Source organism: Gilliamella sp. CG22, from assembly GCF_046635725.1.
GTDB classification, from domain to species: Bacteria; Pseudomonadota; Gammaproteobacteria; order Enterobacterales; family Orbaceae; genus Gilliamella; species Gilliamella apicola_I.
In genome coordinates this window covers 35,942-60,462 of record NZ_JBIDFK010000006.1, presented here as the reverse complement: position 1 = coordinate 60,462, position 24,521 = coordinate 35,942, and the positions used below count along the sequence as shown (strand labels likewise).

The window sequence follows — 24,521 nt, the reverse complement described above, 5'->3', positions numbered from 1 at the left end:
TGTCAAGATGTTGCAGGTTAGATCAATGTTTAGATAATAATAGCTTTAAATGCATAATTAGAATTTTACAAAATTAAAAAAGCTCAATAAAAAATAAACAAAATACTCAACTACAGAATATTTAGGAGTTAGATTGTGAATACAAAGGAATTAGCAGAATTAAGAGCAATTATTCCTCAAATGAAACGTGTCAAACATATCCATTTTGTGGGTATTGGTGGCGCAGGTATGGGAGGAATTGCTGAAGTTCTTGCTAATGAAGGTTACGAAATTAGTGGCTCAGATATTGCAGAAAATGCTGTTACTGAGCATCTAAAAAAATTAGGTGCGAAAATTGTGATTGGTCATGCAGCTGAAAATGTGATTAATTCAAGCGTTGTCGTAATCTCTTCCGCAATTTCACAAGATAATATTGAAGTTGTAGCAGCGCGGGAAGCTCGTATTCCTGTTATTCAGCGGGCTGAAATGTTAGCCGAGCTTATGCGTTTCCGATATGGTATCGCTATTGCGGGTACACATGGTAAAACAACGACAACCGCCATGGTCACCGCTATTTATGCCGAAGCGAAACTTGATCCAACGTTCGTTAATGGCGGTTTAGTTAAAGCGGCAGGCACGCATGCTAAATTAGGTAGTAGCCGTTATTTTATTGCTGAAGCAGATGAAAGTGATGCTTCATTTTTACACTTACAACCTATGGTTTCTATTGTTACCAATATTGAACCAGACCATATGGACACCTATCAAGGTAGTGTGGAAAATCTTAAACAAACATTTATCTCTTTTTTGCGTAATTTACCTTTTTATGGTCTAGCGGTGATGTGTTATGACGATCCAATTAATCGTGAATTATTACCGATTGTTGGACGTAAAATTATTACTTACGGTTTTAGTGAAGAAGCGGATGTGGTAATTAAAAATTATCGCCAAGAACGAGGCGTCAGTTACTACACTGTGTGTCGTCCAGATCGTAATGATTTAGAAATCGAATTAAATGCACCCGGTAAACATAATGCTTTAAATTCAGCGGCCGCAATTATTGCAGCGACTGAAGATGGCATAGATGATCAATCGATCATTAATGCATTGGCAAAATTTGCTGGTACAAGTCGGCGTTTTGATTTACTAGGCGTTTTTCCGCATGCTAATGGTAAAGACATTATGATGGTTGATGACTATGGTCATCATCCAAGTGAAGTTAATGCAACGATACAAGCGGCTAAAAATGGTTGGCCGGATCGTCGTTTAGTTATGCTATTCCAACCTCATCGATATACACGTACTCGTGATTTATTTGATGATTTTGCTCAAGTGCTATCTCAGGTTGATGCGCTTGTAATGTTAGACGTCTATTCTGCTGGTGAGCAACCGATTGCCGGAGCAGATAGTCGTTCTTTGTGCCGTTCAATTCGTAATCGGGGCAAAGTGGATCCGATTTATGTTTCAGATTTAGATCTCTTACCTGAAATGATGAAAGAAATTTTAAAAGGTGGAGATCTGTTATTAACTCAAGGCGCGGGTAGTGTAGGTCGTATTGCACGTCAGTTAGCCGATGCTCAAATTTTTTCAGGAGAAGGTCTATAATGATTGATAAAGTTGCGGTATTGTATGGTGGAACATCTGCAGAGCGGGAAGTATCGCTTAAATCAGGTCAAGCTGTACTAGCAGGATTATTGGCTAGTGGAGTTGATGCCCATCTTATAGATACTAAAGATCAACCAATTACCAACTTAAAAGAAGATGGCTTTACTAAAGCATTTGTCATTCTTCATGGCCGTGGTGGTGAAGATGGTATTGTTCAAGCAATTTTGACTTATCAAAATATTCCTTATACCGGTAGTGATGTTTTATCGTCTGCACTAACTATGGACAAGTTAAAAACTAAATTAGTTTGGAAAGCGCTAGGTTTACCAGTTGCTGATTATGTTATGGTAGAAAAGAGCTGCTCAATTGATACTGATGCCATTGTGCAAAAGCTTGGGCTTCCTCTATTTGTAAAACCAAGTCATGAAGGTTCAAGTGTAGGAATGACGCGAGTTAATCACGCTAATGAGCTTAAGACAGCTCTCGAACATGCTTTTAAATATGATAATTCTGTTATGGTTGAATCATTTTTATCTGGCCCAGAATTTACCGTTGCTATTGTTGGAGAAGACGTTTTACCGTCAATTCATATCAAACCGGCGACAAAGTTTTATGATTACGATGCAAAATATTTGTCAGATTCTACGCAGTATTTTTGCCCAAGTGGATTATCTGATGAAAAAGAGCAAGAGATCCGTAAGTTAGCACTTGATGCTTATAAAGCGGTTGGCTGCCGAGGTTGGGGACGAGTTGATATTATGTTTGATGCTAATCAAATCCCTTATTTGTTAGAAGTTAATACCGCACCAGGAATGACAGATCATAGTTTAGTTCCCATGGCTGCAAAACAACATGGCTGGTCATTTAAAGAGCTTGTTAGTCGAATCTTGAATTCAGCAACAATATAACTGGCCTTATTTTATGAAACAAATTCGGCAAGCCGCTCATAGAAGGGAAAACCTAAAAACTAGGCGCTTGCTTATTTTTAGTAGCAAAGAGCAGTTGATTGGCTTTTTGTTTCTACTAACAATTATTGTTATTAGCGTTTGGGTCATTCAAAGTGTTAAAAATTGGATGGATGATCCAGAGCAGATGGTATTGTCACAATTAAATTTTAGTGGCGAATACACTTATACGACCGAAGATGACCTTAGACAAGCGATTCTGGGATTAGGGTTACCTAATACTTATATTGGTCAAGATGTAAATGATATACAACAAGAAATATTAAGATTTCCGTGGGTAAAGCAGGTTAGTGTACGTAAGCAATGGCCAGATAAATTAATTGTTTATGTCGAAGAGTACAAACCGGTCTTTTATTGGAATGATTTATTTTTACTAGATAAAAATGGAAATGTATTTAGTGTGCCGCTAGATCGTATTGGCGAGTTAAAATTACCCAGACTTTATGGTCCGGAAGGTAAAGCAAAACCAGTATTAGAAACGTATTATAAATTAGATGATCTTTCAAAAAAATTAGCTAGTAATCAATTAGCTTTACATATTCAATCTGCGATAGCTGATGAGCGAAATGCTTGGCAGCTAATGGTGAAACAGTGTATAGCCGATTTTTGTGAAGAAAATCATGAAATAAAATTGATGTTAGGTAACGAACATATCGAACAACGTTATCAACGATTTATCAAATTATTTCCTGAAATTCAATCAAGAATACCAGCTGATGAAAGAATAACGGTCGCTGATTTACGTTATGAGAATGGCATTTCAGTACAAAGAGAAAAAATGGCTCAGTAGGGAATAATTTAAGGCTGAAATATGAAAGCAACAGAAAAAAAATTGGTGGTTGGACTAGAAGTAGGTACATCAAAAGTACTCGCTCTTGTTGGCGAAGTTCTTCCCGATGGTATTGTCAATATCATCGGCGTTGGACATTGCCCATCAAAGGGGGTTGATAAAGGTGGTGTAAACGATCTTGAGTCTGTAGTTAAATCAATCCAACGTGCAATTGATCAAGCTGAATTGATGGCTGATTGCCAGATTTCCTCTGTTTATTTAAGTCTTTCTGGCAAACACATACGTTGTCAAAATGAGATAGGCATGGTGCCAATTGCCGATGAAGAAGTGACTGCCGAAGATGTTGAGAATGTTGTTCATACTGCCAAATCAGTAAGAATACTAGATGAACACAGAATATTACATGTAATTGCGCAAGAATATTCCATTGACTTGCAAGAAGGAATTAAAAATCCAATAGGATTATCTGGCGTTCGGATGAAAGCGAAAGTGCATTTAGTCACTTGTCATAATGATATGGCAAGGAATATAGTAAAAGCAGTTGAACGTTGTGGATTGAAAGTTGATCAGCTTATTTTTTCGGGGTTAGCATCAAGCTATGCAGTATTAACTGATGATGAAAAAGAGTTAGGGGTTTGTGTCATTGATATCGGTGGTGGAACGATGGATGTGACAGTTTACACAGGCGGAGCATTACGCCATTCAGTTGTCATCCCTTATGCAGGAAATGTCGTGACGAGTGATATCGCTTATGCATTTGGTGCTCCTCCAATGGATGCAGAAAATATCAAAATTCGTTATGGATGTGCTGTTGGTTCATTAATCGGTAAAGATGAAGTTATTGATGTGCCAAGTGTCGGTGGTCGACCGTCCCGTTCTTTACAACGTCAAACACTGGCTGACGTAATTGAACCTCGCTATTCAGAATTATTATCGTTAGTACAAAAAGAATTATTATCTTTACAAGATGAATTGAAAAAACAAAATGTAAAATATCAATTAGCTGCAGGTATAGTATTAACTGGTGGTGCAGCACAAATAAAAGGAATGGTGGAGTGTGCTGAAAAAGTTTTTCAAAATCAAGTTCGTGTAGGACAGCCGTTAAATATTTCAGGATTAACTGATTATGTACAAAAGCCTTATTGTTCAACGACAGTAGGATTATTACATTACGGGAAACAAAGTTTATTAAGTGATGATGGCAAAGATAATCATAAGTCATCATTAAAAGGGATAGCTAAACGATTGACCGGTTGGTTTAAAAAAGAATTTTAGCTAATATATTTCAAGAACTTCGTGGACATTGTTGGCGGTTATATGTACAATGTCCTTAGATCGTATATTTGGAGATAAGTTATGTTTGAGCCTATGGTTGCAGATGATGAACCAGCAGCAGTCATTAAAGTTATTGGTGTCGGTGGTGGCGGTGGTAATGCTGTCGAACATATGATTGCTGAGCATATTGAAGGTGTTGAATTTTTTGCGGCAAATACTGATGCGCAAGCATTGAAAAGAATTAAGGTAGGTCAAACTATCCAAATCGGCACGAATGTGACTAAAGGTCTTGGTGCAGGTGCTAATCCGGAAGTGGGTAGAAACTCTGCCGAGGAAGATCGTGAGGTCATCCGCAGTGCAATTGAAGGTGCTGATATGGTGTTTATTGCCGCTGGTATGGGCGGTGGCACAGGTACGGGCGCTGCTCCAGTTGTTGCCGAAATTGCTAAAGAATTGGGTATTTTGACGGTTGCTGTTGTGACTAAACCATTTGGATTTGAAGGTAAAAAGCGTATGGCTTTTGCTGAACAAGGCATCGCTGAGTTAGCAAAACACGTCGATTCACTTATTACTATACCAAATGATAAATTGTTAAAAGTTTTAGGTCGTGGTGTTAAACTATTAGATGCATTTGCCGCAGCAAATGGCGTATTAAAAGGTGCTGTGCAAGGTATCGCAGAATTAATCACCAAACCAGGACATATCAATGTTGACTTTGCTGACGTTAGAACAGTGATGTCAGAGATGGGATATGCTATGATGGGTTCTGGACGTGCAAGTGGCGATAATCGAGCTGAAGAGGCGGCTGAAATGGCTATTTCAAGTCCACTACTTGAAGACATCGACTTATCTGGTGCGCGTGGTGTATTAGTTAATGTAACCGCTGGTTTAGATCTTGGTTTGGAAGAGTTTGAAACAGTGGGTAGCACGGTAAGAGCTTTTGCTTCTGATAATGCAACAGTAGTTGTTGGTACAACTTTCGATCCAGATATGTCAGATGAAATTCGTGTTACTGTGGTTGCAACGGGTATTGGTATGGATAAACGTCCTGAAGCGAAAATAACCAAACCAATTCAACAAAACTCATTGTTTAGCCAAAATAACAATTTGGGTCAACAAGAAGAGAAATTAGCTAAAGTAGTGAATGAACAAGCAATTTCTCCGCTTGAAGAAAATAAGATTTTAGATATTCCTGCTTTTATTCGTAAACAAGCGAATTAAAAGTGAACTTATTTGATTTTTTATTGTCATAGTTCAATAGAAACAAATAAAAAAACAGTAGGTGCTAATGAAACAAAGAACATTAAAAAAGACAATTCAAGCAACTGGTGTCGGTTTACATACTGGCAAAAAAGTTACTTTGACGTTGCGTCCTGCTCCTGAAAATACGGGTGTTATATATCGTCGAACTGATTTGAATCCTTATGTTGATTTTCCTGTGGATGCTAAATCGGTTCGCGATACAATGCTTTGTACCTGTCTGGTTAATGAAGATAATGTGCGTATTTCGACGGTTGAGCACATCAATTCAGCATTAGCAGGACTGGGTATTGATAATATTATTATTGAGGTTAATGCACCAGAAATTCCTATTATGGATGGTAGCGCAAGCCCGTTTGTCTATTTGCTGCTTGATGCTGGCATTGTTGAACAAAATGCGCTTAAAAAGTTTTTACGCATCAAAGAGACGGTACGTGTTGAAAATGGGGATAAATGGGCTGAAGTGAGACCATATAGTGGATTCAGATTGGATTTTACAATCGATTTTCATCACCCAGCAATTGATAATAGTTCTCAACGTTATCAGTTGGATTTTTCATCTGAATCTTTCATTCGTCAGATTAGCCGTGCGAGAACGTTTGGTTTTATGCGAGATATCGAAGCATTACAATCTAAAGGTTTGTGCTTAGGTGGTAGTTTAGATTGTGCCATTGTGGTGGATGATTATAAAGTTCTCAATGAAGATGGTTTACGATTTGAGGATGAGTTTGTTCGCCATAAAATGCTAGATACTATCGGCGATCTGTATATGAGTGGTCACAACATGATAGGTGAAGTGATTTGTTACAAATCAGGACACGCATTAAATAATCAATTATTACAAGCGTTGTTAGCTAAACAAAGTGCATGGGAATATGTTACATTTGCTGATGATCAAACTGTTCCGCTCGCATTGGGTACAAAACAGCTTGTTTTAGCTTAACAATTTGTTTTAAAAATGAATTTAAACGCTTCCATTTTTTAATGGAAGCGTTTTTGTTTTTATAACTCATGAGATGATGATATGAATAAAAGCCATTTTTTTGCTCATCTTTCACGATTAAAATTAATTAATCGTTGGCCGTTAATGCGCAATGTTAGAATAGAAAATGTATCGGAGCATAGTCTTCAAGTTGCTTTTGTTGCACATGCGTTAGCAATCATCAAAAACAAACATTTTGATGGAAAAGTTAATCCTGAAAGAATCGCTTTATTAGCTATGTATCATGATGCATCTGAAGTGATTACTGGAGACCTTCCTACACCGACTAAATACTATAATCCTCAAATTACAACAGAATACAAAAAGATTGAAAAAATTGCCCAAAACAAGCTAATTAATATGTTACCGCAAGAGTTACAAGATGATTTTAGAACGCTCATTGATGATGACTTTTATGATGAAACAGAAAAAAACATTGTCAAACAGGCTGATGCGTTATGTGCTTATCTTAAGACGATTGAAGAGCTTAGTGCTGGTAATAATGAGTTTAGATTGGCTGAGCAGCGTTTGAAAAAGACATTGTCTGAACGTGGAAGTCCTGAAATGAATTATTTTTTAGAAATATTTGTGCCAAGTTTTAGTTTATCGTTGGATGAAATCACGTTAGATAAATAATAAATGTTAAAGCCTAATTGTGGTTAACTACAATTAGGTAACTTATATGTTATTTAATTTCATTTTCATGAGACATATTTATGAATTATCAGGTCATTACAATTATGATACTTCTCGATAAAGGACTGCTAATGGCAGTGATATTTTAAAGCATGTTCCTTTTTTCTTACCAAGATTGAATAACTGAATATTACCGCCAAGTTCATTAACACAAGATAAAACCAAATATAATCCCATACCACGATTATCTCCTTTGGTTGAATAGCCTTTTTGGAAGATATGCTGTATCTCTTTTTCAGAAATACCTATCCCGTTATCAATGATTTCGATGTAAAAATAGCCGTTTTGGACAGTAAAATTTATCTCTATTTTTTTATCAGCTAAACTATGAATGGCATCTAAACTATTATCGATTAGATTGCCAAGAATAGTGATTAAACTATGAATGACTAAGTGATTAGAAATAGGGGCGAGCATTCCATTAATGTTAAAAGTTAACGATACCCCTAATTCTTTTATTCGACTCAATTTACTATTGAGAAAGCCAGCAATAATGGGGTCTTTAATGTACTGACTAATCTCATCTAATTCTGGTTGTTTATTGCCAATAATACCTTCTAGATAATTGACTAATTCCTTTTTATTGTTTTGATATGCTAGCCCATAAATTACATGCAATTTATTACTAAATTCATGTGATTGAGAACGTAATGTGTCGGCATCACGATTAATACCTTTTAATTTCTCTGCTAACTGGCGTATTTCAGTTATATCACGAAAAGAAGCAATGGCTCCAACTAATTTATTTTTTACATATAATGGAATACGATTAATCAAAATTACCACACCATCAATATTTTGCTCACAATCATATTCAGCAATCCCCTTGTTCATAACTTCATTTAAACGTGTATTAGGAATCAGGGTGCTAATGGGCTTGCCGATAATATTTTCCTTACTCTTATCCATATGTAATATTCTAACGGCTTCATCATTAATTTGTGAAATTAATCCATTTCGGTTAATTACCACTATGCCTTCTTTGACGGTTCTAATAATGGCATTACGTTCTTCAAAAAGTTGAGCCATTTGGGTAGGTTTAAAGCCATACAATCGTTTCGAAATATGACGCGATAACAAACAAGCTAAAATAACAGCTAACGTAAAGGATACAAATAATGATAACCCGATTGGTTGGCTTGACTTTGAAGCCAGATAATTAATTTTTTGTCGTGTTTGTCCAACTAAAACCATACCAATTTGTTGACGTTTATCATTGAATATCGGACTCATTGCGCTAATTGAATCGTCAAATGTTCTTGTTGATGAGGATTGATGGGGCGCTTCTTGTAACGTTTTTTGTTCATTGCCACCTACTCTAGGTTCTTTTATTTTATTTATATCGGGATGCGAATACCGTACACCTTGCATATTAAAAATGACAATAAAATCGACTAAAGAAAGTTGGCGAACTTGTTCGGTATAATGTTGGATTGCTTGTAAATTGTCTGACGTGGGATTACTGACTTGATCAATGAGATTATGATTAGTTGATACTAATTCGGCAATATCTTTAAATCGTTGAGAAGACAGATAAAAATACTCTTTGTTTATCACATAGATAATATAAATATATTGAACAACAACTGAAAATATAAATACAGCGCAAATCAAACTGATAAGCTTAGTTTTAAGCGTTAATTGATTAATCATAGATTTCATATTTTATTCTTCAGCAATAAAATTGATGGTTCAACAATATGAATGCAGATGAGATAAAAGTTATTAATTAAATACGCTATTTACAGATTTCATACTCTATCGATTTAATTAATGATTTTTTGGCTATGGGTTGTATTGTTGATTTATTCATCAATACGTTAGTAAACTTGGATTCAAATGCATTCGGTAAAATAGATTTAGAAGCAAGGTTATCATCAGTATTGGATCTTAAATAAAACCTTATCCGTGGCTAAAGTGGTATATTGAGGCTGATTATCTAAAGCATGATGAAATTTACACTGCAGTTTTGTACTTAATGCTAATGCTTTTTCTTCAAAGATTGTCATAACGCATTCCTTATGTTTGATAATAGTGTTAAGTGCTAAAATCAGAAGAGTAAATAAGTAAATAGCTAATTTTTATTAAAGACATCAGTGATAAATGTACGTTTTTATCATTAAAAGGCAGTTTACGAATGATACTGAATATCAAGAACGATTGAAAGATATTATTTAATATAAAACTAAGGTGATACATTTTACCACCATAGTTTTATGTTGCGAACTTTAATACAATCAAGTTTGAAATTTTAGAAATCTATCTTAGCACTTGCTGTAAAATAATGACTATTCTTTTTACTTTGACCAAAGTATTGATAATCAAGATTTAAATTTATCAACTGATATTGATAATTGATTCCAGCCCCTAAATTATATTGATTTTTAGTCCTGTTTGATGAATAGCTACGCATTTTAGATAAACCATTGATACCATTAAGAGTAATATCACTATCAAATTTGTTGCGACTAAAATTAAAAGTATAGCCGGTTTGACCCGTTAAAGTTAATTGACTATCCTTATTTTTGAAGAAAGAATATGTTGTGGTCAAATCAAGTGGCATCAATACCGCAGAATTTGTCGCTTGACCATATTTAACCAAGTTGATTTGATTATAGCTAACATTGTGAGCACTATTTTCGGTATAAATATAAGTTAAACCAATACTTGGAATCATTGCAAATTCTTCGGTATTTTGCCAATGATAGCCAACAGCACCACCAAAATTCCACGTTCTATTATTAAATTTTTCCTTAATAGTATTAAAACTATCGTGAGTTTTTAAATCATTTTTTCCAAAGGAATAACCTGCGAACGTAGACCCAAGCATATTATTAGGAAATTTATAACTGCTGTATAACTGAATTTGATATTGATGGATATCAGAATCATTTGATGAAGCCGCTTTATCCTTATATTTCCCTGTGGAATAACCAATGGCACTACCCACTAAAAGATTATCGATAACTTCTTTATCAAACCCGAGCATAAAGCCATTAGAGGTGTATTTATATCCAGAAATGCCCTGATTATTATCGGTATTTTCATAATGGTGAGTCAGGTTAACCCATAAATTATTTTCTTCACCTTGGTTTAGATGAAATTGGTGACCTCGTTTATCTAAAATGGCTTTGGTATCATTCAGTGAATTCATTGCGATTTCAGTTAAGTGTAAACCATGATTGTTATTATAAAGCCCAGCGATATTTTGATTAAAAAATAGTGTCGTTCCTTTTGATTCAATGGCTAAATTACCACGTGCCATATTGCTGAGTATTTGCCAATTTAATTCCCCAGCTTTGGTATTAGTTTTACTTATCATTTCATTATTATTTGTGTTATACATTGATTCATAAGCGACTTTTACCAAATTATCGGTCAATCGTTTTGCGACATTTTTTGAAGAAATACCTGATTGTTGATAATAACGTGAGACTTGGCGTTTAGCTGCATTTTGTGCATTTTTTACATCATCGAAATTGGTGACATTGCTCGCATTGACAAATACAAGTTCATTTCCCGATTGCTTAAAGTTCAAGTCCCCATAAATATTTTGAACAAGTGGTTTTAGTTGACCGTCTTGAATAGAGTGTATCGTTAATTTATTATTTGCGGCTAAAACTGTCGCATTTACATCGGTTGTCGTATATTTCAATCCATTTTTGATAAAGTCATCTGTTACTGAAAATTTGGCATTAGATGAAAGATTGATGTTATCACCGCGTATCACATTGACCTGTTTGGTATCAGAAATACCAAAGCTAACGATACCATCAATATTGAGTTGAGATGTTTTATTGGTTTGATCGCTAATTGACAGTGAACCCTTAGAGGATTCGATTGTCGCATTTTTACCAACATTTACTTGTCCATTTGGTGCGAGTTTTATAAAACCATTACCTCGGCTGGCACTCAAGATTCCTTGATCTACAACATCGAAATTACCACCACGGCTGACATCAACCGTTCCCTCTCGCATGACAATCATTTTGCCTGTTTTACCTATTAAAACAGAAGAACGATTAGAATCCTTGTTTGTCGTTTCTAATACTGTTTTTGCACCAATGATTTCAATGTCTCCGCCCGTTAAATTAAAGGTACGGGTGGTCAGTCTTGCAGGGGCAGAGGCGGTGCCAGCTAGATGATTATCGCCACTACGAATATTCGTATCACCGTCAACAATAACCGTTGTTTTTCCTGTAGAATTTGGGCCGGTGCGCATTACGTTACCGGCTAAAATCATCAAACCACCTCGTTGTTTATCTGCACCTAACTCAACATTAATATCACCCGAAACATGAACGTTAATATCGTGCTCTATAGGATCAAAAGGAAAATCACTGTGTAATCCTAAATATTGGGTAAAGAATTTGGTATCAAATTTACCAATCCACGTGTCATTATAGATTTGAAAATTGCCTTTGATGAATATGTTAATGTCACCTTGTGCATTTGAGGCGGGTTCGGTAGCTGTTTTGCCACTAAAACCCAAATGGAAAGATGCATCATCTTTAATCGTTAAACCATTTTCTGCAATAATATTCACTGGGGTAGTGCTGCTATTTGTTAAAAAATAACGTTCATCGATTTGGTTGAAAGGTAAAATGATGTCTGTAGTCACATCATGATTGTAAGCTTGTACACAATTGGCGCTAAAAGCACTGATTACTAATAAAGATATTGATTTCAATTTCATTGTTTTTTTAAGTTAATTTAATACTTTGGGGGTGAAATAATATATTATTAGTAATGATAATCAATATTATTTTTAATTTTTTTTGATCAATATCATTTTTTGCTAGTAATGAGATAAAAACCAGGTTATTGCAATAAGATCAGCAGAACCACCAGGGCTTAAATTGCGTTCAATCAACTTATCATCAAGTTGAGTTAATAGCTGAATGCCATCTGGGTGTGTAATGCCACCTTGCAAAATAATCTGCTTAGCCTGTTGTTTGACAAAGTTTAAACCCTCAAGCCCACCTCTTGATACCAAATTGGTATCCTGATTATAGGCAAGCAAGTATAGCAATGCTTGTAATAAGGAATCTTCTTCATTATAACCATTATGTTGCATCTGTTTGTAAATAGGGAGTGAGATATTTATTGCTGTAGCATAACCTGATTCTGCTTCTCCTCGTGCGCCAGATAGGTTGTGTAGTTTAAATAGCTTTTCACCCACGGATTTTATTTGATGATTTTGTTTAAGCTCATGATCAACAATGCCTTGGCAAATTGTCGACACTTCGTGGTTGATACTTTGAATATTGATTTGTCGTTGTTGTTTCGTTAATCTACCGATAGCGCCAAGTAACAAACCAAAAGCAAAAATCCCACCTTTATGGGTATTAATTTGATGTGTAGCATGGTACATCGCTTGTTCACACTGTATCCCGATAGGTCTTATATCAGTTAAAAAAAGATGAGGATCTTTATTAGCTGAATCTATTCCATACTGATAGAAGGGTTCAAACCAACATGATATTGCCTCAATACTGGCAATAAAAGTTTGAAAATTCATATCATGGTGCGCACCGTTATTATTCATATCAACCAGCCCGGGTTTGGGTGATAAGCATATCTCTCTGATTAAAGCTTTAATGGCAAATTGTACTGGTAAAGATTGCTGATCTTTAATCAGTTTTGATTCTATGAATGCCACTTGCTTTGAATAATCGTTCATTATTGATTAATACCTATATGAAATGTCAAACTTGCTTGTCTTTTTGAAATTGTTAGAAAAGGTAACTGAATGAATTAAACCGGTACATTACCAATCTATTTAAAAATAGATTGGTAATTAAAGAACTAGTAATCATTATGCGATGATGTAGCAAGTACTTCACGATTTCCATTGTGGCTAGGCGCACTGATTATGCCTTCAACTTCCATTTGCTCCACAATTCTTGCTGCTCGGTTGTAACCAATTCTAAATTTTCGTTGAACGCTTGAAATTGAAGCTCGGCGAGTTTCAACAACAAATTCCACAACCTGATCGAATAGGGGATCCAGTTCTTCGTCAAGACTATCTGAACTAACGCTTTCGCCGTCATCGGTGGCTACGGTGACATTTTCAATGTATTTTGGCGTACCACGCGCTTTCCAATCTTGAACGACCGCATGGACTTCTTCATCACGGACAAATGCACCATGAACACGTATCGGAATTGAACTATTAGGCGCAAGATATAGCATATCTCCCATACCAAGTAACGATTCTGCCCCCATTTGATCCAAAATAGTGCGTGAGTCTATTTTACTCGAAACTGTAAAAGCAATACGCGTAGGAATGTTGGCTTTGATTAAACCTGTAATTACATCTACGGATGGACGCTGCGTTGCTAATACAAGGTGAATACCCGCAGCCCGTGCTTTTTGAGCAAGCCTTGCAATCAATTCTTCGACTTTTTTACCCACCGCCATGATAAGATCGGCAAACTCATCAACCATGACGACAATATAAGGTAATTTTTCCAATGTCGGCATATTGAGATCCATACTGTCGGTTGGTTTCCAAAGTGGATCGGGAATCGGTCTACCCATTTCTTCAGCTTGTTTAATTTTTTCATTATAACCGGCAATATTGCGTACACCTAAAACTGACATAAGTCGGTAACGCTTTTCCATCTCATTAACACACCAATTAAGGGCGTTAGCGGCGTCTTTCATATCGGTGACGACTTGTGTTAATAGATGCGGGATCCCTTCATAAATTGACAGCTCAAGCATTTTTGGGTCAATCATAATAAAGCGAACATCTTCTGGCGATGATTTATATAAGATGCTTAAAATCATAGCATTGACACCAACGGATTTACCTGACCCTGTGGTACCAGCAACCAATAAATGTGGCATTTTTGCTAAATCGGCAACCACAGATTGCCCTGAGATATCTTTACCTAACACAACCGTAAGTGGCGATTGAGCATTTCTAAATTGTGGGCTGTCTAAAACTTCTCTAAAGTAGACTGTTTGTCGATTTTTATTCGGTAACTCTATGCCAACATAAGGTTTGCCTGGAATGACTTCTACCACACGTACAGATGGCATTGAAAGCGAACGTGCCAAATCCCGATCTAGCGTAGAAATACGAGCAGCTTTGATACCCGGTGCAAGTTCAATTTCAAAACGAGTAATAACCGGACCCGGCATATAATCGACAACTTTCGCTTTGACTCGATAGTCAGAAAGGCTTTTTTCGATCAATTCTGACATCGCATTTAAGGCTGCATGATCCACTTCAATGCGTGCTGTTGGTGGTGCAGTAAGTAAGTTTAATGACGGTAGCGGTGTAGTTGGTTTTGGTAGTGGTTTATCATCACGTCTTAATAATGGGTGAATCAAACTTTCTCCATCATCATTTTCTTCCTCTTCGCTGTCACTATCACGCAATGTTAAAGTGTGTACTTGAGTCTCCTCTAGCCTTACCTCTTCTGGATAAATGTCATCTATAATTGGGTTTTCTTGTTTAAGAATGTCTATATCGACATCTTCAGGTGGTTGTGTTACTTGGTTTTCAACCTCAAAATTATGCTGAGTTTCAACTTTTGTGTTATAAGGTGTATTTATTTCTTTGAAATATGATATTTCTCTCGTTAGTTCATCTTGTGTTGCAACGATTGGACTATCAGGATTAGCTTCGTGCGCATTATGCGTTAAGGTAAATAACGGTTTGATCGGTGCATCGGTGATCGTGTATTTATCTTCTTCAAAAGGCTCTGTTATTTCAAGCTTTTTAGCTTGAAAGTCTTGACCGTCAGTTTGAATTATCTGGTCTTGATTTTGTTGTTCATTGATGTTTTTCAAAATCAATTCCATACGAGCTAAGATATCACTTTGATTAAGTTCAGTGCTATTCTTTTTGCTCGATGTTTTTTTAGATGATTGCGTTTGTTTTGATGTTTCTAATGTTTGTAGTAGCTCTGCTGCTGTTTTGATGAGTTGTTCATTATCGTTAGCCGCTAAAGAGGTTGTTGAATTATCAGATTTTTTATTAATGCTTGTTTCTAATGACGGCTCACTATTTTTACTGCCTATATTTGTTTGAAAATCATCCATAGTATCTAATTGACTACTATTTGAATTGATTGACAGTGTTATTTGAGGTTCTTGGTCTTGAGATAATTTTTGATTTTTGGGTTCAGTATCGATTTGATTAACGTGATTGACACGACGGGATAGCAATAACCATTTTACTGGTGTAAGCAAAACCATAACAAAAGCACCAAGTTTTTCAATTATGTAAAGCCAAGATAGCCCCGTTAATAAAGTTACACAAGCAAAACAAACAGCAAGAAGAATCAAAGAAAGAACAAAGTTATTCATCATAGGTAAAAGATTTTCTATGACGATTGAACCAAGATAACCACCAGCTTCAAATTCGCTTGGATCACTAATATTTAATGCAAAAAAACCCGTACTACTAAAAACAAAGGCTAAAATACCAATTATCCGAAAAGAGACACTGAAATAATTAATCGGTTCGTTAGCATGTCGATAAAAATAACCAACTAACTGTACACAAATTAATGCAATAATGACAGGTAAACTAAATGCAATATAGCCTAGAAATTGGAACAAAATATCGGAAGCATAGGCACCAATTAAACCGCCAAAATTACTGACAGGATAATGCCAAGCCGTACGTGACCAACCCGGATCCGATGAGTTATAAGTCGATAGTGATAAAAACAAGCAAACGGATAATCCTATTAACGCTAATAGAATAAGTTCAATTATTATCTGTTTTCCTGTGATTTTTTGCTTTTTCAAACATGTACCTTAAAAATATCGCAGTAAATGGTTGGTATTTTACCATAAATTGCAATCTCTCACAGAGTGAATATGTTTAAATCACAATTTATTGGGCTACGATTAATCGACAAGATTGAGCGTTTTATTGAATCTTTCGCCATTTTGAACATAATGTTGTGCATTTTCAATATTGGCTGCGATTTCTGCTTGCGTTAATTTACGTACGATTTTAGCTGGGGAGCCAAGAATTAAGCAACCTTCTTCATAGGGTAAGCTATGCGTAACAAGGGAATTGGCACCGACTAAACAGTTTTTGGCAATTTTAGCCCCATTTAGAATGGTACTGCCCATACCAATTAGAACGTTATTGTCAATGGTACAGCTATGAAGAATAACATTATGGCCTACGGTGACATTTTCACCTACGATACACGGAATATTCGTTTCAATATGTATCGTTGAATTATCTTGTATATTGCTATTTTTGCCAATGAGAATGGGTGCGATATCACCTCGTAAAACGGCATTAAACCAAATTGAAACACCTTCTTCTAAAACTACATTACCAATGATATCCGCCGAATTAGCTATAAAACAGCGTTGATGAATTTGTGGTTTTAAATCACCCAATTGATAGATCATTGTTCATTCCTTCTGAAAGATTTTATACGCAAAAATAAACTGACCGCAATAAAGTTACAGATTACCATTGAACCAACCATGAACCATTCGCTCATGTTATGATTAACGGTTGTCTGGGGATGAGCAGCGACTAACGTAGAAAGTATTACACCAATAGCCCCCGCTACCGCAAATCGAAGCGTGCCTGCCAGCGAAGATGCCGTGCCTGCGATATGAGAATAAAAATCTAACACCACCGCCATGCTATTTCCGCCAATGGTTGATATACAACCAATATAACCCGCTATACAGATAACTAAATAGATAAACCCTAAATTGGTTATAGTTACCACTGTAAGTGCGATAGCCATGATAAATTGAATTAAAAGCCCAAATTGCATCATTTTGATTGAACCGACACGGCTAACAAAACGGCTATTAATCGTATTCATTATAATCATTACGGTAATATTGAGGGCAAAATAATAACCAAAATGAATCGATTCGACACCATGCAAGTTCATATAGACAAATGGCCCTAAACTAAGAAATGAGAATAATCCAGCCCCTGAAAATGCGCCGATCATCATATACATCAATACTTGTCTATGCCGAAATAACGTTATGAAATTACTGAGAATGCGCGTTAAACTAAATTTATCTCGTTTAGATTGACTTAATGTTTCTGGAATAGCCGTAAAAACGAATACCAAACACAACAATGCAATTAATCCAAGGGCAAAAAAATTGGCTTGCCAATTAAACCAATATAATACAAATCCGCCAATAATCGGTGCAAGTAGCGGAGCGACATTTGAGATTAACATAACAAAAGACATCATTTTAGAAAACTCATCACGATCACGATAAATGTCTTTCATTAATGCGTTCACAACGATAGCTGTTGCAGCAGCAGCTATACCATGAAAAAATCGAGCCGTAATCAATTGATGAATGTTGGCCGCAATTCCACAACTTATAGAAGCTAATATGAAAATAATTAACCCAAAAATTAAGACATAACGGCGCCCATAGCTATCAGTTAAAGGACCAAAAATGAGTTGACCAAATGAAAATCCCAATAAATAACAACTAATGGTGAGTTGTACTGTTGCATCAGAAACATGAAAATTTTCGGCGATGGTTGGCATACTTGGTAAGTACATATCTATGGATAGTGGCATTAACATAGATAATAATCCAAGAATAAAAATAAGTGCTTTTTTCGAGATGTTGATCTCTATTGGTTTGTCATAGGGCTGCACGTAGCGATTCCTTCATGGATTGTTGGCTTTCATTAATTATTAACTTTTCATTTTTTGATAATAATGGCTCGATTAAATTAGCTTGATCATTAAATTCACTTATTAATGAAGGCTTTATATTGGCTATTTACAAAATGATTTAATCTCATCTTCCGTAAGCGGACGATATTCGCCTTCAGGAACATCGAGAATAATATTGCCAATTTGTTTGCGATGCAATGCAATAACATGATTATTTACCGCCGCAAACATTCGTTTAACTTGATGATAACGTCCTTCACTAATTATTAATTCCGCATGAAATTCATCGATAATTGTCAGTTTAGCCGGTTTTGTCAGTGTTTTTTCACTTTTTAACTGGATGCCATTGTGAAATATTTCAATTAAATTATCGGTTAATGGGTGTTCAACAGTCACTTGATATACTTTTTCGCAATGGTGCTTAGGAGATGTAATGCGATGTGACCACTGACCATCATCGGTTAATAACACAAGTCCAGTCGTATCTAGATCCAGTCGTCCTGCTGCATGAAGTTTTTCAGACATGGGTTCATCAATAAAATAGAGAATTGTTGGATGATCAGGATCATCCGTCGAGCAGACATAGCCTTGAGGTTTATTCAACATAAAGTAGCGGTTTTGTGTGATGGGTATGATTTCATAACCATCGTATTCGACAAGTTGTTCTGGACTAAGTTGATAAGCTCCTGATTTTATGATTTCACCATCCACGGTAACTTTTTTCGCTTTTAATTCTTTATTAACAATTGTACGGCTAATGCCTAAATGATGAGCGAGAAATTTATCTAATCGCATAATATTAACATTCCTATAGTGCACTGACAGGGGTATATATATCAAATCGGTGATTTTTGGTTTTAATTTCAGCGGTTGGTTTTTCATTGGCGAGAAAAGGTGCAGTATCTGGTCTTTTTACGACAACCCGTTTTTTAGCTAAGCGCCTTGCCGGTTCAAGTAGACTATCAGCATCACTATCACTCCCCACCAATTGTTGAAAAATACGCATTTCTTTTTTGACTAGCGCACTTTTTTGACGATGTGGAAACATCGGGTCAAGGTAGACAACATCTGGTTTTTCTGGATAGGACTCAAGTCCAGTAATACTCGAATGATAGATAAGATGTAAATGCTGCTGAAGCCAACTACCTATATTGGGATCTTGATAGGCACGTTGTAGACCATCGTCTAACAAAGCCGCAACGACAGGATGTCTTTCAAACATAGTAACATGACAACCTATAGCGGCTAATACAAATGCATCACGTCCAAGCCCAGCCGTTGCGTCCACGACGGTAGGTAAGTAATCACCTTTTACCCCAACAGCTTTTGCTATCGCTTCACCGCGTCCTCCACCAAATTGACGGCGATGCGCCATGGCGCCAGAGGTAAAATCAACAGAGATGGCACCTAATTTAGGCTCATCTGTTTTTTGTAGCGCTAGCTGATCATTTTGATTAAGTAGGACAAAAGGAAGATCTGCATGTGTGGATAACCACTGCTCAGCTAATTGGCTTAGCTGAGCGCAATGAGAACTAGTGGATACCATAATGACGTAGTAAAGCCTCTAGTTGGGGTTCGCGACCTCGGAAGTTTTTGAACAGTGTCATAGGTTCATCGCTTCCACCTTGCGATAAAATATTGTCGAGGAAAGCATTTCCCGTTTTTGTATTAAAAATGCCTTCTTCTTCAAAACGAGAAAAGGCGTCAGCAGATAATACTTCAGCCCAGAGATAGCTGTAATAACCTGCGGCATAGCCCCCTGCAAAAATATGGCTAAAGGCGTGAGGGAATCGTCCCCATTCAACAGTTGGAACCACAGCGACTAATTCTCGAACTTGCTTTAATGTTTCTAAAATATCAGGATCTTTTTGAATGTGAAGTTTAAAATCAAACAGTCCAAACTCTAACTGACGTAAAATAAATAGCGCTGCTTGATAATTTTTAGCATCTAACATTTTTTCAAGCATTTCAGCAGGTAAAGGTTCACCTGTTTCATAATGTCCAGAAATAAACGCTAATGCTTCGGGTTCCCAGCACCAGTTTTCTAAAAATTGGCTTGGTAATTCAACTGCATCCCATGGCACACCATTGATTCCTGCAACAGAAGAGACATCAATTTCAGTCAGCATATGATGAAGTCCATGTCCAAACTCATGAAATAGCGTTGTGACTTCATTATGTGTAAATAGTGCAGGTTTATCGCCAATAGGGCGGTTAAAATTGCAGGTTAAATAAGCAACTGGTTTTTGCACGTGACCATCAGCAAAACGCATACGACCAATACAATCATCCATCCATGCGCCTCCTCGTTTATGTTCACGAGCATATAAGTCAAGGTAAAAGCTACCTTTTAATTCACCATCTGTATTATAAAGGTCATAAAATTTAACTTCAGGATCCCAAACTTCGACGCCTTGTCGTTGTTTTGCTGTAATGCCAAATACACGATGAACAACTTCAAATAGACCATTTATAACAGTTTGCTCTGGGAAATAAGGGCGCAACTCTTCATCATTGATGGTATAAAGATATTGTTTTTGTTTTTCACTGTAATAAGCTATGTCCCAAGGTTTAATATCACTAGCGCCAAAAAATTCGTAAGCATAACGTTTTAAATCGGCTAGTTCTTTTTCGCCTTGCGGTTTTGCCTTACTTGCTAAATCAGTTAAAAATTCGATGACTTGCTGTGTAGATTCAGCCATTTTAGTTGCCAAGGATTTATCGGCATAAGTCTCAAAGCCTAATAAATGTGCTAGCTCATCACGCAATGATAAAATTTGTTTTATTATTTCAGTATTATCCCATTTACCCGCGTTGGGTCCTTGGTCTGATGCTCTTGTATTATAAGCTTGATAAAGCTCAAAACGCAGATCACGATTATCACAGTAAGTCATAATAGGTAAATAACTTGGGATATCAAGGGTGAGTAACCAGCCTTCTTGACCTTTGGCTTTGGCTTGCTCTTTAGCTGCTGCTAATGCACTTTCTGGCATGCCTTTAAGGTCATCTAAATTTGTGATTAATTTTGTCCACCCCATGGTCGCATCTAAAACATTGTTACTATATTTAGAGGAGAGTTCCGAAAGTTTAGCAACGATTTCACCATAGCGCTTTTGTTTATCTTCCGGTAATCCGATTCCGGATAACTCAAAGTCACGTAATGCATTATCGATCACTTTTTTTTGCGCTTTAGTCAGTTTGGTATACTCTTCACTTTCTTTAATCTGTTTATAGGCTTGATAAAGCGGTTTATGCTGTCCAACCCATGTGCTGTATTCTGATAATAATGGCAAACAAGCTTCATAGGCTTCTCTAAGTTCAGGGCTATTTTTTACAGAATTAAGATGGCTAATAGGAGACCATGCTCGACTAAATTTTTCGTCCATTTCATCAATGGGTTGGATTAAATTATCCCAAGTGTATTGACTATTTTTAGTTAATACGGTTTCAATCGTATGACGACAATTTTTCAAAGCCTCTTGAATTGCAGGTAAAACATGTTCAGGCTTGATTTGTGAAAATAAAGGAAGTGGTGTAGTTTTTAGTAATGGGTTTGTCATGTTGCGATACCTTTGTACAATGATATTGTTGTTTTATAGAACATCAGGTTATGGAAATAGCCATTCATTTAGTTTTGATGAAGAGGGCGCTATAATCCCATTAATTTCCGCTCACGTTGCCATTCTGTTGGAGTATAAGTTTTAATTGATAAGGCATGAATACGGTTATCATTAATAAATTCTGCGAGAGGAGCATAAATAGCTTGTTGCTTTTTTACTCTGCTTAGATCTGCAAATAATTCACCAATAGCAATGACCTGAAAATGACTACCATCATTAGTCATGACATGCACTTCCTCAAGATCAAGTGAACTTTTTAATTTATCTATTATTTGCTGTTTGTCCATTATTAAAACTCATTATTTTTTGTGATTTTATGTTGAATATTATTCATATTATCTTAATTTGTCTTTTGATTAAAGATGAGCGTAACTTATTTTAGTATCACTGGTTGTAAATCATAAAGCGCAATTAAAGTAAGTAACTGAGGATTCACACTGTCTAAAGTAACATTATATTTATTACAAAAATAGACAAGTGTGGCAAGTCCCGAAGAGTCAACACGAATCAGCTGTGCCACATCAATTTTTTTCACCTCTTTTAATAGTGTATTTTGTATTGACCATATATCACTTAAGGAGTGAGCATCAAGCTCACCCTTTAGATATAATATATCTTGTTGCTTTTCGGTTGTGATTCGTGACATGTTAAGTTAACCTTTAGGTTTTTGATTCGGGTCTATTTTACGATTGGAAAGATCATTTAATTGCTTCGTTAATGCATCAATACCATTTTGTCTTAAAATAGTTGACCATTCATTTTGCTTGGTAGTAATCATACTTACCCCTTCGGCAATTAAATCGTAAGCTTTCCATTCACCCGTCACCGAGTTCTTTCGCCATTGAAAATCAATACGTAATGGTTGTTGACCTTTGTCTGGTTGATTTAATAATACTCGAATAGAAATTAATGTTTTTCCAGTTAAATCTTTCGCTTTTTCAACTTGGTAAGATTGCCCATTATACATAGATAATGCTTGCGCAAAAGCTTGAACGAGATAGTTTTCAAAAGCATTAAAATAGGCTGTACGTTGCGCATCGGTCGCATCTTTATAGGCGTTGCCTAGAATTAGCGCACCCGCATATTTGACTTGTACATAAGGCAATAGGTCAGATCTCACAATATCTTTGAGCAAATTAGGATTTGATTTGATTGCTGATTGTTGTGCTTTCATGGTACTAAAAATTTTGTCAGCGGCCACTTGCATTTCATCATAAGGATTATTTTCAGCAAAAGCTGACATACTAACTGCTAAAGCGAAAATTAAAAAAATAGTTTGCTTAAATTTGGTTAACATAATGACAACTCCTTACTGTTCATTTGTATCTTGCGTATTTTGTTTCTTTTCTTTATTTGATGAATCACCCATACTATAAAGAAACTGACCAATTAAATCTTCTAACACCATTGCTGGTTTAGTATTGCTAACAACAAATCCTTCTTGAAAATAAGGTGGTTTGTCATTTTTTTGAGCCGTTGTATTAGTGGCATCAGGGGCATCTAATGCGTCAATGGCGAATTCGGTCGATTGATCTAACCCCAAATTGATATCAATAAATTGTTCACCTAAAATTCCTGAGGTTTTGATTGATAGTGAGCTGGAGCTTGGAATTTTATTGTACTGACTATCGATATCCATTGTTACATACGGTTTATAAATATCACTTCCTGATGATGTTAAGCTAATATTGGTTATTCGACCAATTACCACCCCACCAATTTTGATTGGTGATCTAACTTTTAATCCGCCAATATTGTCAAATACGGCGTATACTCGATATGAATTATGGCTAGTAAAAGATGTAGGATCGGTAACGCGAAAACATAAAAATAGTACTGAGCAAATGACTAGTACCATGAATAATCCAACTGTAATTTCGACTTTACGACTCATGTTTAATGACCTCAATGACTAAACATTAATGCGGTTAAAATAAAATCTAACCCCAAAATAACTAATGATGAATAAACAACTGTATTGGTAGTTGCTCGACTAATTCCTTCAGATGTTGGTACGCAATCGTAACCATTAAAAAGTGCAATCCAAGTACTGGCAATTGCAAAGGCAAAACTTTTTACAAAACAGTTGCCTAAATCATGCCACCAGTCAACATTACTTTGAATGGAAGACCAAAAAAATCCTGCATCAATACCTTTCCAATCAACGCCAACTAATACACCACCTAAAATACCAACTGCGACAAAAATAGCCGTTAAAAACGGCATAGAGAAAAATCCAGCCCAGAAACGGGGTGCAATAATACGCCGTAATGGATCGACTGCCATCATTTCCATGCTTGATAGTTGTTCGGTAGCTTTCATGAGACCAATTTCAGCTGTTAACGCCGAGCCGGCACGTCCAGCAAATAATAATCCAGCAACAACAGGGCCTAGTTCACGCAATAAAGCGAGCGCAACCATCATACCTAAACTTGCCTCAGCACCAAATGTGGTTAAGATAAAATAACCTTGTAGTGCAAGCACCATACCAATAAAAAGTCCGGATACAATAATAATCGTTAAAGATTGTACGCCAACAAAATAAAATTGTTTGACCAGTAATGGGAACTGTTTCGCAAATTGTGGACGTCCAATGAGTGCTCCAAAAAGCATCATCCCTGAACGCCCCATTAAAGCGATAAGATTAATTAACCATTTTCCCAATCTTTCAAGTAAATTAAACATATG

Annotated in this window: 22 protein-coding genes; 7 read left to right on the top strand and 15 right to left on the bottom strand. The window is 36.2% G+C overall.

Annotated elements, in window-relative coordinates; genetic code table 11:
- Window positions 1–135: 135 nt before the first annotated feature.
- From murC to yfbR, 7 genes are all read left to right on the top strand, one after another.
- Window positions 136–1,584 (top strand): UDP-N-acetylmuramate--L-alanine ligase, encoded by a 1,449-nt coding sequence (gene murC, locus ACGH46_RS06980; RefSeq protein WP_411589921.1) that lies wholly within the window; start codon window positions 136–138, stop codon window positions 1,582–1,584.
- Complete coding sequence (locus ACGH46_RS06975; RefSeq protein WP_267361443.1) at window positions 1,584–2,492, top strand: D-alanine--D-alanine ligase; 909 nt, start codon at window positions 1,584–1,586, stop codon at window positions 2,490–2,492. Before murC ends, ACGH46_RS06975 begins: the two co-directional genes overlap by 1 nt.
- A 13-nt stretch (window positions 2,493–2,505) precedes the next feature.
- On the top strand, window positions 2,506–3,339 hold the full coding sequence (locus tag ACGH46_RS06970; RefSeq protein WP_065558887.1) for an FtsQ-type POTRA domain-containing protein: 834 nt from the start codon (window positions 2,506–2,508) through the stop codon (window positions 3,337–3,339).
- 21 nt (window positions 3,340–3,360) lie between these two features.
- Window positions 3,361–4,614, top strand: a complete 1,254-nt coding sequence (gene ftsA / locus ACGH46_RS06965; RefSeq protein ID WP_065558886.1) for a cell division protein FtsA — start codon at window positions 3,361–3,363, stop codon at window positions 4,612–4,614.
- Window positions 4,615–4,695: 81 nt separating this feature from the next.
- Window positions 4,696–5,835, top strand: a complete 1,140-nt coding sequence (gene ftsZ, locus ACGH46_RS06960; protein ID WP_065558885.1) for a cell division protein FtsZ — start codon at window positions 4,696–4,698, stop codon at window positions 5,833–5,835.
- A gap of 67 nt (window positions 5,836–5,902) precedes the next feature.
- On the top strand, window positions 5,903–6,817 hold the full coding sequence (lpxC, locus tag ACGH46_RS06955; RefSeq protein WP_267352337.1) for a UDP-3-O-acyl-N-acetylglucosamine deacetylase: 915 nt from the start codon (window positions 5,903–5,905) through the stop codon (window positions 6,815–6,817).
- An 81-nt stretch (window positions 6,818–6,898) separates the two neighbouring features.
- Window positions 6,899–7,492 (top strand): 5'-deoxynucleotidase, encoded by a 594-nt coding sequence (yfbR, locus tag ACGH46_RS06950; protein ID WP_411599046.1) that lies wholly within the window; start codon window positions 6,899–6,901, stop codon window positions 7,490–7,492.
- A 102-nt stretch (window positions 7,493–7,594) separates the two neighbouring features.
- Here the strand turns inward: yfbR and ACGH46_RS06945 are convergent, their stop codons facing one another.
- The 15 genes from ACGH46_RS06945 to mlaE form a co-directional block, all read right to left on the bottom strand.
- Window positions 7,595–9,214 carry an ATP-binding protein gene (locus ACGH46_RS06945; RefSeq protein ID WP_411604961.1) on the bottom strand — a complete coding sequence of 540 codons (1,620 nt, stop codon included), beginning with the start codon at window positions 9,212–9,214 and terminating at the stop codon, window positions 7,595–7,597.
- Window positions 9,215–9,429: 215 nt separating this feature from the next.
- Entirely contained in the window at window positions 9,430–9,561 is a 132-nt protein-coding gene (locus ACGH46_RS06940; RefSeq protein WP_411589918.1) for a hypothetical protein, read from the bottom strand.
- Window positions 9,562–9,803: 242 nt separating this feature from the next.
- Window positions 9,804–12,248: an autotransporter outer membrane beta-barrel domain-containing protein gene (locus tag ACGH46_RS06935; RefSeq protein WP_411604959.1), complete on the bottom strand. Its 2,445-nt coding sequence runs from the start codon at window positions 12,246–12,248 to the stop codon at window positions 9,804–9,806.
- 102 nt (window positions 12,249–12,350) lie between these two features.
- Window positions 12,351–13,235, bottom strand: a complete 885-nt coding sequence (citG, locus tag ACGH46_RS06930) for a triphosphoribosyl-dephospho-CoA synthase CitG (protein ID WP_267352332.1) — start codon at window positions 13,233–13,235, stop codon at window positions 12,351–12,353.
- A gap of 125 nt (window positions 13,236–13,360) precedes the next feature.
- A complete protein-coding gene (locus ACGH46_RS06925; protein ID WP_411604956.1) occupies window positions 13,361–16,324 on the bottom strand; it encodes a DNA translocase FtsK 4TM domain-containing protein in 2,964 nt (987 codons plus the stop codon).
- Between the two features lie 102 nt (window positions 16,325–16,426).
- Window positions 16,427–16,948, bottom strand: a complete 522-nt coding sequence (locus ACGH46_RS06920; RefSeq protein WP_411589914.1) for a gamma carbonic anhydrase family protein — start codon at window positions 16,946–16,948, stop codon at window positions 16,427–16,429.
- Entirely contained in the window at window positions 16,945–18,192 is a 1,248-nt protein-coding gene (locus tag ACGH46_RS06915; protein ID WP_411604954.1) for a Bcr/CflA family multidrug efflux MFS transporter, read from the bottom strand. The genes ACGH46_RS06920 and ACGH46_RS06915 overlap by 4 nt, the downstream gene beginning before the upstream one ends.
- Before the next feature lie 123 nt (window positions 18,193–18,315).
- The gene (gene rsuA, locus ACGH46_RS06910; RefSeq protein ID WP_411589912.1) at window positions 18,316–19,008 is read right to left on the bottom strand and encodes a 16S rRNA pseudouridine(516) synthase RsuA; all 693 of its coding nucleotides are present in this window, start codon (window positions 19,006–19,008) and stop codon (window positions 18,316–18,318) included.
- Window positions 19,009–19,021: 13 nt separating this feature from the next.
- On the bottom strand, window positions 19,022–19,759 hold the full coding sequence (locus ACGH46_RS06905) for a class I SAM-dependent methyltransferase (protein ID WP_411604951.1): 738 nt from the start codon (window positions 19,757–19,759) through the stop codon (window positions 19,022–19,024).
- On the bottom strand, window positions 19,746–21,773 hold the full coding sequence (gene prlC / locus ACGH46_RS06900; RefSeq protein ID WP_411589910.1) for an oligopeptidase A: 2,028 nt from the start codon (window positions 21,771–21,773) through the stop codon (window positions 19,746–19,748). Before prlC ends, ACGH46_RS06905 begins: the two co-directional genes overlap by 14 nt.
- 89 nt (window positions 21,774–21,862) lie before the next feature.
- Entirely contained in the window at window positions 21,863–22,120 is a 258-nt protein-coding gene (locus tag ACGH46_RS06895; protein WP_220216609.1) for a BolA family protein, read from the bottom strand.
- 86 nt (window positions 22,121–22,206) lie between these two features.
- The gene (locus ACGH46_RS06890; protein WP_065558874.1) at window positions 22,207–22,479 is read right to left on the bottom strand and encodes an STAS domain-containing protein; all 273 of its coding nucleotides are present in this window, start codon (window positions 22,477–22,479) and stop codon (window positions 22,207–22,209) included.
- Between the two features lie 6 nt (window positions 22,480–22,485).
- On the bottom strand, window positions 22,486–23,130 hold the full coding sequence (gene mlaC / locus ACGH46_RS06885; protein WP_065558873.1) for a phospholipid-binding protein MlaC: 645 nt from the start codon (window positions 23,128–23,130) through the stop codon (window positions 22,486–22,488).
- Window positions 23,131–23,142: 12 nt separating this feature from the next.
- A complete protein-coding gene (gene mlaD / locus ACGH46_RS06880; RefSeq protein WP_267352325.1) occupies window positions 23,143–23,727 on the bottom strand; it encodes an outer membrane lipid asymmetry maintenance protein MlaD in 585 nt (194 codons plus the stop codon).
- Between the two features lie 11 nt (window positions 23,728–23,738).
- Window positions 23,739–24,518, bottom strand: a complete 780-nt coding sequence (gene mlaE, locus ACGH46_RS06875; RefSeq protein ID WP_065558871.1) for a lipid asymmetry maintenance ABC transporter permease subunit MlaE — start codon at window positions 24,516–24,518, stop codon at window positions 23,739–23,741.
- Window positions 24,519–24,521: the final 3 nt, after the last annotated feature.